This window comes from Pseudomonas sp. TE3911 (assembly GCF_054062775.1).
The window spans coordinates 3,703,147-3,715,453 of sequence record NZ_JBSSFP010000001.1 but is presented as its reverse complement, the minus strand read 5'-3'; the positions used below and the strand labels follow the sequence as shown (position 1 = coordinate 3,715,453).

At 45.8% G+C, this 12,307-nt stretch carries 10 protein-coding genes; all 10 read left to right on the top strand.

Features of this window, described 5'->3' with window-relative positions:
• Positions 1-589 precede the first annotated feature (589 nt).
• On the top strand, positions 590-1,645 hold the full coding sequence (locus ACVWXD_RS16810) for a hypothetical protein (RefSeq protein WP_457371194.1): 1,056 nt from the start codon (positions 590-592) through the stop codon (positions 1,643-1,645).
• Positions 1,646-1,660: 15 nt separating this feature from the next.
• Positions 1,661-2,470, top strand: a complete 810-nt coding sequence (locus ACVWXD_RS16805; protein WP_095184195.1) for a glycosyltransferase family 2 protein — start codon at positions 1,661-1,663, stop codon at positions 2,468-2,470.
• Positions 2,467-3,522 (top strand): glycosyltransferase family 4 protein, encoded by a 1,056-nt coding sequence (locus ACVWXD_RS16800; protein WP_095184196.1) that lies wholly within the window; start codon positions 2,467-2,469, stop codon positions 3,520-3,522. Before ACVWXD_RS16805 ends, ACVWXD_RS16800 begins: the two co-directional genes overlap by 4 nt.
• Positions 3,515-4,486 carry an NAD-dependent epimerase/dehydratase family protein gene (locus tag ACVWXD_RS16795; protein ID WP_095184197.1) on the top strand — a complete coding sequence of 324 codons (972 nt, stop codon included), beginning with the start codon at positions 3,515-3,517 and terminating at the stop codon, positions 4,484-4,486. Before ACVWXD_RS16800 ends, ACVWXD_RS16795 begins: the two co-directional genes overlap by 8 nt.
• A gap of 428 nt (positions 4,487-4,914) precedes the next feature.
• Positions 4,915-6,414 carry an oligosaccharide flippase family protein gene (locus ACVWXD_RS16790; protein ID WP_260366599.1) on the top strand — a complete coding sequence of 500 codons (1,500 nt, stop codon included), beginning with the start codon at positions 4,915-4,917 and terminating at the stop codon, positions 6,412-6,414.
• A 114-nt stretch (positions 6,415-6,528) separates the two neighbouring features.
• Entirely contained in the window at positions 6,529-7,632 is a 1,104-nt protein-coding gene (locus ACVWXD_RS16785; RefSeq protein WP_457371193.1) for a glycosyltransferase family 4 protein, read from the top strand.
• 4 nt (positions 7,633-7,636) lie between these two features.
• Positions 7,637-8,596, top strand: coding sequence for a GDP-mannose 4,6-dehydratase (locus ACVWXD_RS16780; RefSeq protein ID WP_457371192.1), 960 nt, complete (start codon positions 7,637-7,639; stop codon positions 8,594-8,596).
• Positions 8,597-8,626: 30 nt separating this feature from the next.
• Positions 8,627-9,751 carry a GDP-mannose 4,6-dehydratase gene (gmd, locus tag ACVWXD_RS16775; protein WP_032888934.1) on the top strand — a complete coding sequence of 375 codons (1,125 nt, stop codon included), beginning with the start codon at positions 8,627-8,629 and terminating at the stop codon, positions 9,749-9,751.
• Between the two features lies 1 nt (position 9,752).
• Complete coding sequence (gene fcl / locus ACVWXD_RS16770; protein WP_032888936.1) at positions 9,753-10,730, top strand: GDP-L-fucose synthase; 978 nt, start codon at positions 9,753-9,755, stop codon at positions 10,728-10,730.
• A gap of 157 nt (positions 10,731-10,887) precedes the next feature.
• On the top strand, positions 10,888-12,303 hold the full coding sequence (locus tag ACVWXD_RS16765; RefSeq protein WP_095184201.1) for a mannose-1-phosphate guanylyltransferase/mannose-6-phosphate isomerase: 1,416 nt from the start codon (positions 10,888-10,890) through the stop codon (positions 12,301-12,303).
• Positions 12,304-12,307 lie beyond the last annotated feature (4 nt).

Genomic DNA, 12,307 nt, shown 5'->3' with positions numbered 1-12,307 from the left:
GCTCTGTGTTGAATAAAAGGTTTTGCACTATAATAATTGGCCTTCTCAGAGTAATCGGAGCTGAGTCCAGTTATTGATCTGCACAGTTTTCAATTTTATCGGGTTGGCATTTCTCTGGTAACGAATGAATCACTGCTGCTGGCTGAACTGGCTGGTTGTCAAAATTGAAGCCCTGCTCCTTGAGGTCACTCACGGGCGCCTGTTCTCTCGCTGTTGCGTCAGTGAGTGGGGCTGAGTGGCAGGGCATGGCAATGACGAGCGCTCAGCATCGAATCTTCAAGACCCAGTGCTATGACCTGGTGTGCTCAATATCATGAAAAGCCTGCCAGAGTCAGTAAGTTGAGAACTATATGATAGGAACAAGGCTAGTTAATTCAGATTTTATGAGTAGGTGGGCCACTGCTGTCTGCGAATGGATTATGAAAGTAATAGCTGAGTACTACACTGGAGTGCTATTGACTCACTCAACGATGAGCGAAATTCATACAATTACGTATTTACCGATCCACGGCAGGTCTGTGTGAAATACTTATGTTATATACTCGGTGTCTTAATTGTCTTCCCGTTGAAGATTTTAAGCGTTGGTAGTGTGAACTATAAGTTTGATGAGATTTTGCTTGTATTCATTTTTGTTATTTTATTTTGTACTCGAGGCATAGCGGTTAGACCGCTGGTATATTGTGGTCTTATATTTCTATACTTAGCTTATGGTGCGCTGGCTATATTGGATAGCGGTCTTGTTATTAATTATCAGGTTTATTTTCGCCTGCTTCAGATCGTATTAATCATTGTTGTTGTGTCAATGATGTCTGACGGCGAAAGAGTGAAGATGCTTGACGGTATTGCCAGTTGGGGGCCAGTCTTCGCTTTATGTATAGTCTTCTATCTCATTTTTATACTCGACTATTCTTTTGATCTGCTGTTGGATAATCAGCAGTACTACAAAGACTTTTTTAATGGAAAAACCACTTTTTTAAGTGTGCATATAAATACCGTCGGTACGATTTTGCTGTTGTCGATCTATCTTAACTTGTTAAAATTCCAGGTGACTAGAAATAAAGTATATGTTTTACTCTCTGCTTTTATGCTGTTGCCTTCGATAATGCTTTTGTCCAAGGGAGACCTGCTTGCCATTTTAATAGCTCTCGTCTTTTTTTGTTTTTCGAAATTAAAGATGTCGTATTTGTTTTTTGTGTGTTTGGCAGTTAGTGGCTTAATAGCGGGCTATGGCTTAAATCTTGCTAAATTTGATTCGACACGAGAAGCCCTGTATAGCACGGCATTGCAAGCATTTATTAGTAATCCACATGGATATGGGATTGGTACAGAGCGCCAAGTAATATTCGCTTCCTCTGGGATAAATTATCCTGCGCATAATTTTTTATTAAGTGCCGCGCTAGAGACTGGGGTCCTAGGCGTTATTTTTTTTCTGGCGTTGATTCTTTACAGCTATCTGAGAAACAAAGATTCGGTGGCGAGGGCTTTTTTAATAGCATTTGTCGTAGTTGGCTCGTTTGGTAATGTTATGTATTTTTATAAATACCATTTTGTCTTTTTTATGATAATAACTGGTTTTTATGATCGGGTATACTGTCAAGCTGTTGCGTTGCGAGTTAAGGCTTCCGGCGCAATCGGCACACATTAACTGGGGCGAGTAGTAATGGCTAAGGCTAAAATCGGGATTGTTATTGCTACTTATAATAGTGGGCGTACGCTGCGCGAATGTTTAGATAGCATTCAAGCGCAAGATTTTGAAGATGTAGATTTGTATGTTCAGGATGGCGGTAGCACTGACGATACGCTGGCGATTTTAAGTGAATATGACTTCGTCCGATTCTCCAGTGAAAAAGACTCTGGAGTATATAGCGCCTGGAATAAAGCATTGAAGCAGGTGAATGCTGAATGGATAGTGTTTATGGGCAGTGATGACTATTTCAGCTCTCCGTCCGCGTTATCCTCCGTGCTTGAATATCTTAACGCCGCGGATCGGCAGGGTTTGAGGTTGGTTTACGGTAGAAATATACTCGTCGATCAATCTGGCGGCTTGATTGATGAGGTTGGAGTTCCTTGGAGTGAGGCAAAAAATGATTTATCCAAGAGGATGACCATTCGTCATCCTGGTTGTTTTCATCATGTATCCTTGTTTGAGAAAATCGGCGGGTTTAATGAGAATTATAAGGTAATAGGTGACTATCATTTTATTTTACGCGCTCTCGTCGGTAGCGATGCAGGGTTCTATCCTTTCTCTATCGTGTCCCACCGAGTGGGAGGGCTCAGTAATAAGCCAAGCTTGATGATGTCGATCATTCGTGAAAATTTTAGGCTTCGAAAAGAGTTGGCATTAACTCCGTTGTATCTAGTTGACGGAATTTTCATAAAACGGTTGGTTATTTTTTTGATGAGCTGTGTTTTGGGTGATCGTGGAGTAATGAAACTGCTGTCCATTTATGGTGGGATTGTGAAGAAATGAAAATCTGCTATGTGGTTCCTGCAATCGTCAATAAGGCGCCTATTCTAGTAGCCTTGCAATTGTGCGAGCAGATGCTTCGTCGTGGGCACGATGTCACCGTTCTTTATTTTGATGAGCGTGTCGATATAGGTTTTTTGGAAGGCGTAAGATTCGAGCGAGTGAGTTTTTATAAAAAATTTGATTTTTCGGGTTATGACATAGTTCATTCCCATCTCTTGAGGGCTGATGCATTTGTATTTAAAAATAAATCATTCTTTTCGAGTGTTCGCTATGTGAGTACGCTGCATAATTACGTAGAGAAGGAACTTTATTTTCATTACAATAAACTTGTTTCTGTTGTGTTTAGTTTCGTTTGGAATGTGTGCTGGACGAGGCATGACCGCCTTGTCGTGTTAAGTGACCATTCTATGCAGTATTACTCCAAGTTTTCATATAATAAAAAACTCTCCAGGGTTTACAATGGCAGGGATATCGTTGTTAATTATGAATTGATCGAAGATTGGTGTGCCGCTGAGATAAATAATCTGAAAAGCAAGGTTGATTTTTTGTTAGGTACGTACTGTGTGCTCACCGCAACAAAAGGTGTCGATCAGTTAGTGAGATTGTTGGCTCTTAATACCAGGCTGGGGCTTGTGGTTATTGGTGACGGTCCAGAGAAAAATATCTTACAGGATCTTAGTGTTTCTCTAGGCGTCGATAGTCGCTGTGTTTTTATTTCATCAATTCCCTATGCACATCAGTGCAATGTTTTTTTTGATATATTTGCGATGCCTTCTCGTTCTGAAGGCTTTGGGCTTGCTCTGATTGAAGCGGCTCTCCACTCAAAGAAAATAGTGTGCTCTGATATTCCAATCTTTCGCGAGCTTTTTGATGAAGATGCGGTTTCTTTTTTTAAACTAGATGATATTGTCGGGCTTAATGCTGCGGTTGTGCAAAGCTTGGCCGAAGAGTCAAAAGGCTCGGTTGTTCTGAGTGTTGCTTGTGAAAAATATAGTTCTTTTACAATGGCATCGAACTATCTTGAAGTTTATGAGGAGCTAACGCGTGACTAATGTCAAAGTTCTGGTTACAGGTGGGTCCGGTTTTATAGGGACTAACCTGGTGTGTCGGTTAAAGATATTAGGATATAAGGTTCTAAGCTTGGATGTGGCTCAGCCTAGAAATTTAAATAATCTTGATGTTCATCTCTGCTGCGATATTTGTGATGTGGATAGTGTCAGAGAGGCTTTTGATTCGTTTAAGCCGGATTATGTCTTTCACCTCGCAGCACGTACAGATCTCCGGGGCAAAAGTTTGGACGATTATCCCGAAAACATTGTAGGTGTCGAGAACTTGTGCTCGGTACTGTCTTCGGTGGACTACGTTAAGCATGCAGTCTTCGCTTCCAGTATGTTGGTTTGTAAAGCAGGTCACATACCATCGTCAATAGAGGATGTTTCCCCAACTACAGTTTATGGGGAGAGTAAGGTCCAGGGGGAGTGCATTGTTAAAAGATGGATTGATCGCATGCCTAGATGTTCTATTGTAAGGCCTACATCTATTTGGGGGCCTTGGTTCGGAGAACCGTACCGTAACTTCTTTGATATAGTACTTGCTGGTCGATATATTAGAATTGGCAAAAAATCGAGTACAAAGACGTATGGATATGTCGAAAACTGTGTGAATCAGATGATTTCAATTTCTCAGCAGCCAAATAATGCGGTCGAATATTATTACATAGGTGATGCAAAGCCTTTGAATGTAGATGAATGGGGTTTGAGTATCGCATCGCTTGCAGGCGTTAGACGTCCAGTTAAAGCACCGATGTTTTTTTTCTATTTCTTGGCGTTGATTGGTGATGTTTGTAACTCAGTAGGATTGAGATTTCCATTTACTAGTTTTCGTCTGAAGAATATGACAACTGATAATGTCGTCGATTGTTCTCCAGCCGAGAAGTCAAATTCTTATCCTGTTGTGGATAAGCAAGAAGGTATTAAAAAGACGCTGTCATGGCTAAAGAATTCCTCGGCCAATTAATAACTTAGCTGGCCGATATTGCGTTGGGTTACGTTCTAAGATTCGTTCATGTTTTTGGTTTTCTGAATGTTTATAGCGTCTTTATCCAGCGCCTGAGTATGGGCTGGTTTGATCGTCGAATAACGAAACTTTACTGTGCTTGCGCCGGAGAGCCCTTGAATTTCAAATTCTGTAATTTCTCAAGACTTTTCAGTGTGTCAAGATCATGCTAAAGTTATTGGTGTTGCTGAAGATTTGTTCGTGGCGGTCTTGAATCCCGCTGTCGGACCTAGTAGCTTCTTGTAAGCGTTCATGGGTAGAGGCTTTCAGAGCCAGCGTTGACTATATAATTGTATTTCTAGAGCCATTATTTATCAGTAAATATAATCGAATGGTTTCTAGGATGAGTTTTTTTGAAGTAAGATTTATGTGTTAAAGGGTTATGCCGCATGAATAGCGTTCTTAAAAATGTAGCGGCAAATTTTTTGGGGCAGGGTTGGGCTGCTCTTATGGGTATCTGTTTCGTACCCTTGTATCTTAAGTTTATTGGTATTGAGGGTTACGGGTTAATAGGCTTTTTCGTAATTCTATCTTCTGCTATGTCGATGCTTGATGGCGGATTTGGTGCTGTGGCAACTAAAGAGGCCTCTGTTTATGAATCGGCTTCGTCGCTGGAAAAGAAAAAAGTTATTCTATTGTTGAGAAGTGTTGAGTGGGTTTTTTGGGGTATTGCACTCACTGCTGGTGCGGTGGTGATATTGTTAGCGCCGCTGATTTCCAATTATTGGTTGGATATAAGTCCTGATAAGCTGGATTCTGTGACTCAATCGTTAAGAGTAATGGGTGGGGCGCTTGTTCTTCAGTTTCCTATAGCATTTTACTATGGTGCTCTTACAGGTCTTCAAAAGCAGGTTGAATTAAATATTGCAACTTCCATCTTTGCGACTTTCCGTTCGGGTGGAACGGTGTTGGTCTTGTGGCTGGTTTCTCCAACGGTTGAATGGTTTTTTATTTGGCAGTGCGTAATAAATCTTTTGACTGTTTTTATTTTGCGTATTCAACTCATTCGCGAGTTGGCAGGCTGGACGGATTCTATTTCTTTCTCTCTTGATACGCTTCGCCGCCTTCGAGGTTTTGCAGTGGGAGTAGGGGCGACGAATGCACTTGCGTTTCTACTGATGCAAGCGGATAAGATAGTTTTGTCAAAGACGTTGTCATTAACAGATTTTGGTTATTACATGCTCGCTTGGACGCTGGGTACGATCGCTTTCAGGCTTATATCTCCAGTTTTCAATGCTTATTACCCGAAGATAGTGGCATCTGTTGCTTCTGGTAATGCCGTAGAGGCATTTGGCTATTATATTAGGGCGAGTCAAATACTGTCGATGTTGGTAATACCGTTTTCTGTATGGATTGCATTTTACAGTCATCAGGTGCTTTCGTTATGGACGCAGGATCAACATATCGCCGCTGCGGCGAGTGGGCCCTTGATGATACTGGTTCTCGGCACCATGATTCATTCATTCATGAATATGCCTTATGCATTGCAATTAGCTCACGGATGGACGCGTTTCAGCGTCTGGCAAAACTTTATAGCTGCCGTTCTTGTGGTTCCATTAACGTATTATTTGGCTGCCTCTTATGGGTTGGCGGGCAGTGCTTGGCCTTGGCTATTATTGAATATCGGTTTTTTTACCTTCTGTCCTCCGATTGTCTTTAAGAAGTTAAATATTAAACCTGCGAAGACCTGGTACATAGACGCCATTTTTATTCCGTTTGTTATTTCGGTTTCGCTACTCTATTTTTTTAAAAGCGTTTTTGATCTGCTAGCTATCGATAATCCCGTTGTGATGTTGTTGTCGCTAGGGATAACTTATATTGCAGTGGCACTTCGTTTGTTTGTTTTTAGTGTTGATATTCGAAAGATAACGTGGCGAAATGCGGTGTGATATAGATTTTACATAAATGATAGGCTTACTTTGATAAGTAGTCGTTCGAAATTTAATGCAATGCAAGCTCGATTTTAAACAGATTGGGCTTTGTTTTCTTTCGGGAACAGATATATGCGAGTTGCGTTCGATCACCAAATATTCTCATTGCAAAATTATGGGGGGATCTCTCGTTATTTTGCTCGTATCGCCGAGCAGATGGTTGGCGCGGGTAATGATGTGGGTATTTTCTCACCTCTTCATCGCAATGCCTATCTGAAGGAGTTACCCGAGGGAATTGTTCGTGGCCGCTGGATGGAAAAATACCCGCCTCATACGGCTCGGCTGATACTCGCTTACAACCGCCTTAAAGGGCGGTCGGAAATGAGTCGTTGGCAGCCTCAGATAGTGCATGAGACCTATTACAGTCGCCGCCCAAGTTTTATCTCGGAGAAGTGCCCGGTCGTACTAACGGTTTACGATATGATCCATGAATTGTATCCCGAAAGCTTTTCATCTCAAGATAAAACGACCGCGCTCAAGCAGCAGGCTGTCGAGCGTGCTGATCACGTTATTTGCATTTCGGAAAGCACACGTCAGGACCTTATGCGGTTGTTTGCAGTCCCCGAGAGTAAGTTGTCAGTCGTTCATTTAGGCTTTGAGCAATTTAAAAAAGTTTCGGATAAAAAATATTGCGATTTGCCCAGGCCCTATTTGCTGTATGTCGGCGCACGCTACGCTTACAAAAATTTCGCCGGATTGCTCCGTGCCGTAGCACGCTCCAAGCGATTAAAGTCCGATTTTGATATTGTCGCTTTTGGCGGCGGAGAGTTTTCTCAAGACGAACAGGCGTTGATGCGAAGTCTTGGTTTTAGTGCGGGTCAGGTGCGGCAGATCGGCGGTGATGATGCGTTGCTGGGGGAGCTCTATGAGGGTGCAAAGGCCTTTGTTTATCCTTCTGTTTATGAGGGCTTCGGTCTTCCACCTTTAGAGGCAATGGCGCACTCTTGTCCTGTTGTCAGCAGCAGCACCAGTTCCATGCCTGAGATCATCGGCAATGCGGGGGCTTTTTTTGACCCCGGTAATGATGACGAAATGGCTGTGGCGATAGAGAGAGTGGTTTACTCTGACAGCGAAGTTGCGAGGTTGGTGGGGCTCGGTCTTGAGCGCTTAAACCATTTCTCATGGCAGCGGTGTGGCCAGGAAACACTATCGATCTATAATTCATTACAAAGGTAATACTTTGGAATACTCAGAAAAAACCGCCCTGATTTGCGGTGTGAGTGGCCAGGATGGTGCTTATCTCGCGAGGCTGTTGCTTAGCAAGGGCTATACCGTCTGGGGTACTTCTCGGGATGCGCAGGGATCTTCATTCGTCAACCTCAAGCGACTGGATATCTTTCCTCGGGTGAAACCGCTGTCGATGGTGCCTGAAGACTTTCGAAGCGTTTTCATGGCTCTTAAGCGCAGTCAGCCTGATGAAGTCTATTATCTGGCGGGGCAGTCGTCGGTTGGTTTGTCTTTTGAGCAGCCCGCCGAAACGATCCAGAGTATTACCTTGGGTACGCTCAATATGCTTGAGGCCTGCCGGATGACAGAGCGTCCGATTCGCTTTTATCAAGCAGGATCAAGTGAGTGTTTTGGGGATACCAACGGTGAGCCCGCCGCTGAGGGGATGGCGTTCCACCCTCGTAGCCCTTATGCAGTGGCTAAGTCTTCGGCGTTTTGGTTGGTCGATAACTATCGTGAAGCTTATAATCTCTTCGCCTGTACAGGGATCTTGTTTAATCACGAATCTCCATTGCGCCCCTCTAGATTTGTAACACAAAAAATTGTCACGACAGCGAAACGAATTGCTGCTGGCTCTGATGAGCGATTAACTCTTGGACGCCTGGATATCGCTCGAGATTGGGGGGCCGCCTCAGAGTATGTCGATGCGATGTGGAGGATGCTGCAGTGTGATGAGCCGAGCGATTTTGTGATAGCCACGGGTCAAACCCATACGCTTGAAACCTTTGTTGCTGAGGCGTTTACACAGTTGGGCCTCGATTGGAAGGCTTATGTCGATCAATCCACTGAATTTTTCAGGCCTACTGATCTATTGGTCAGTCGAGCTTGCCCCGCTAAGGCCGAGCAGGTCTTGGGGTGGAAAGCCCAGTCGACGATGCCTGATGTCATTACCAGCATGTTAAATGCGATTTAATAGTAAATCTAAGAATTTTAGGACGTAGATATGACCCTGAAAAAAGCGTTAATTACTGGGATCACTGGCCAAGATGGCTCGTACTTGGCTGAACTTTTGCTGGAAAAAGGCTATGAAGTTCACGGCATCAAACGACGCGCATCGTCCTTCAATACGCAGCGTGTTGATCATATCTATCAGGATCCGCATGTTGATAATCAGCGTTTTATCTTGCATTACGGGGACCTTACTGACTCGTCGAACCTGACTCGTATTATTCAGGAAGTTCAGCCCGACGAGGTTTACAATCTGGGGGCACAGTCACATGTGGCTGTGAGCTTTGAGTCGCCGGAATACACTGCTGATGTCGATGCGATGGGTACGCTGCGAATTCTTGAGGCCATTCGTTTGCTTGGGCTTGAGAAAAAAACCCGTTTCTACCAAGCCTCAACCTCTGAACTCTATGGTTTGGTACAAGAGACCCCACAAAAGGAAACCACCCCTTTTTATCCACGGTCGCCGTACGCCGTTGCCAAACTTTATGCCTACTGGATCGTGGTTAATTACCGCGAAGCCTATGGCATGCACGCATGTAACGGGATTCTTTTCAATCACGAGTCGCCACGACGTGGTGAGACTTTCGTGACCCGTAAAATCACTCGTGGCTTGGCAAATATTGCTCAGGGACTTGAGCAGTGTCTCTACATGGGCAACATGGATGCGCTTCGCGATTGGGGTCACGCGAAAGACTATGTTCGTATGCAATGGATGATGCTGCAACAAGATGTTCCCGAAGATTTTGTTATCGCAACCGGCGTTCAGTACTCGGTGCGTGAGTTCATTCGCTGGTCTGCCGCTGAACTGGGACTGACCTTGCGTTTTGAGGGCACTGGCGTAGATGAGCGGGGCATCGTGGAATCTATTGTTGGCGACAAGGCACCTGCGCTGAAAGTCGGTGATGTACTGGTTAGTGTCGACCCGCGCTATTTCCGCCCTGCTGAAGTTGAAACGCTGCTTGGCGACCCTACCAAAGCGAAAACAAAGCTGGGTTGGGTGCCAGAAATTACCGCCCAGGAGATGTGTGCTGAAATGGTTCGCGAAGACTTGAAAGTCGCCCAGCGTCACGCGCTGCTGAAGAATCATGGTTACGATTTGCCGGTGTCGTTGGAGAATTAATATGTCACGTCAATTGAGCGAATGTGTTTTTGTTGCTGGCCACAAGGGGATGGTAGGTTCGGCCATTGTTCGACGCCTGCGAGCGTTGGGTTACACCAATATTGTGACCCGCGACAGGGCTCAATTGAATCTGTTGGACCAGCTTGCGGTAATGAATTTTTTTGCTGAGACCAAGATAGAGCAAGTCTATATGGCCGCTGCCAAGGTGGGTGGCATTCATGCGAACAACACCTACCCGGCTGAGTTTATCTACGAAAACCTGATGATGCAGGCAAACGTCATCCATGCTGCGCATCAGCACGACGTGCAAAAAATGCTATTCCTCGGTTCGTCGTGTATTTATCCCATTAACGTCAAGCAACCGATGCCTGAAGAGGCGCTCTTGACGGGAACGCTTGAACCTACCAATGAGCCTTATGCCATTGCGAAGATTGCCGGAATCAAACTATGTGAGAGTTATAATCGCCAATATGGACGCGATTATCGCAGTGCTATGCCTACTAACTTGTACGGTCCTAATGACAACTTTCACCCGCAGAACTCCCATGTAATACCCGCACTCTTGCGTCGCTTTCACGATGCCGTCGAAGAAGGCGTTGAAGAGGTTGTTATATGGGGTAGTGGTTCGCCGATGCGTGAATTCCTGCATGTGGATGATATGGCCAGTGCGTCGGTCCACGTCATGGAGTTGGATCAGAACCAGTATGGCGCCTATACCCAACCGATGCTTTCTCATATCAACGTAGGTACGGGCGAAGACTGCACCATTCGCGAACTGGCTCAAACCATCGCGAAGGTTACTGGGTTCAAGGGGCGCCTAAGCTTTGACAGCACAAAGCCAGACGGGCCGCCAAGGAAACTGATGGATGTTTCGCGTCTTGAGCGATTGGGGTGGCGTGCGAGCATCAGCCTCGAAGAGGGGCTTCGCGACGCATACGCCTGGTTCTCCGAGAACGCCCTGCACGCTCGCTCGCGCTAGCCTTTGTTGCTTGGGGTGGCTCGTCGGCTTGCGCATTTTTTCAAATGGCGCCGGCACCGTAAAGTTTAGGTTTCAGGCGTTGACCTGGTCCACTTTTAGTGGCTATTAGTGAGCGCGCTTATGTTGCGGCGTCGATCTCGGCCTTAAGGATGTTTGAATGTTTCTTCCAGTAATCATGGCGGGTGGCTCAGGTACCCGGCTATGGCCACTCTCCCGTCAATTGAACCCCAAGCAGTTTCTCCCCTTGGTGGATGCCGATATGACGATGCTCCAGGCCACTATCAAGCGCCTTGATGGGCTTGAGCATGGGGCGCCGCGATTGATTTGCAACGAACATCATCGCTTTCTGGCTGCCGAACAACTTCGGCAGTTGGGTCTGGACGACGCGAACATCATCCTTGAACCGGTAGGCCGCAACACTGCCCCCGCTATTACACTGGCAGCCCTGCAGGCACTCGCTGAGCAGGATGATCCAATCATGCTCGTCTTGGCGGCTGATCACTTGATTCAAGATGTCGAGGCGTTCCAGCGCAGCATCGCTACGGCGCTTGCACTGGCGGAGTCTGGCAAGTTGGTCACCTTCGCCATTACGCCTACGTGCCCTGAGACGGGGTATGGATATCTTCAGCTGGGTGCGCCTGTTGGATCGGGAGGGTTTAAGGTCAGTCGTTTCGTTGAAAAACCTGACTTGGTTACAGCTCAGTCCTACCTCGCTCAGGGCGATTACTTCTGGAATAGCGGCATGTTCATGTTTAGAGCCAGTCGCTATATTCAGGAGTTGGAAAAATTTCAACCGGAAATTGTGTCGGTATGTCGGGAAGCCTTGGCGGGTGGGCAACAAGATATGCATTTTACTCGGGTCGACAGTGCCATTTTCGCGACCAGCCCTGATGTCTCCATTGACTACGCAGTGATGGAGAAGACTTCAGACGCCGTCATGGTTCCTTTAGACGCCGGCTGGAGTGATATCGGGTCCTGGTCAGCTCTTTGGGAGGCAGGCGAGAAAAATGCAGACGGTAATCTGTTCAAAGGTGACGTGTTGTCTGAGAAAACCTCCGGCAGCTACGTTCATGCCACACATCGTTTGGTCACCACTGTTGGTGTAAATGATCTGATTATCGTGGAGACCAAGGACGCAGTCCTCGTTGCACACAAAGATCAAGTTCAGGAAGTTAAGAAGATCGTTGATCAACTCAAGGCGGGCAAACGCCACGAGCATACCGACCATCGCGAGGTCTATCGCCCTTGGGGTTTTTACGACTCTATTGATAGTGGCGAGCGCTATCAGGTTAAAAGAATTACCGTAAAACCAGGCGAGAAGCTCTCAGTGCAGATGCACCATCACCGCGCGGAGCACTGGGTGGTTGTCAGCGGTACTGCTCGCGTGACTAATGGTGATAAGACGTATTTGGTTACCGAGAACCAATCTACATTTATCCCTATTGGACAGATTCATGCACTGGAGAACCCTGGAATCATTCCGCTAGAACTGATTGAGGTTCAGTCGGGATCTTACTTGGGAGAGGATGATATTGTCCGGTTTGAAGACGTTTACGGCCGTGTAAAGGGTTGATGTG

Excerpts from the sequence above, each read along its gene's own strand:
- ACVWXD_RS16765 (WP_095184201.1), top strand. The coding sequence starts at position 10,888 with ATGTTTCTTCCAGTAATCATGGCGGGTGGCTCAGGTACCCGGCTATGG.
- fcl (WP_032888936.1), top strand. The coding sequence starts at position 9,753 with ATGTCACGTCAATTGAGCGAATGTGTTTTTGTTGCTGGCCACAAGGGG.
- ACVWXD_RS16790 (WP_260366599.1), top strand. The coding sequence starts at position 4,915 with ATGAATAGCGTTCTTAAAAATGTAGCGGCAAATTTTTTGGGGCAGGGT.
- ACVWXD_RS16805 (WP_095184195.1), top strand. The coding sequence starts at position 1,661 with ATGGCTAAGGCTAAAATCGGGATTGTTATTGCTACTTATAATAGTGGG.
- ACVWXD_RS16785 (WP_457371193.1), top strand. The coding sequence starts at position 6,529 with ATGCGAGTTGCGTTCGATCACCAAATATTCTCATTGCAAAATTATGGG.
- ACVWXD_RS16800 (WP_095184196.1), top strand. The coding sequence starts at position 2,467 with ATGAAAATCTGCTATGTGGTTCCTGCAATCGTCAATAAGGCGCCTATT.
- gmd (WP_032888934.1), top strand. The coding sequence starts at position 8,627 with ATGACCCTGAAAAAAGCGTTAATTACTGGGATCACTGGCCAAGATGGC.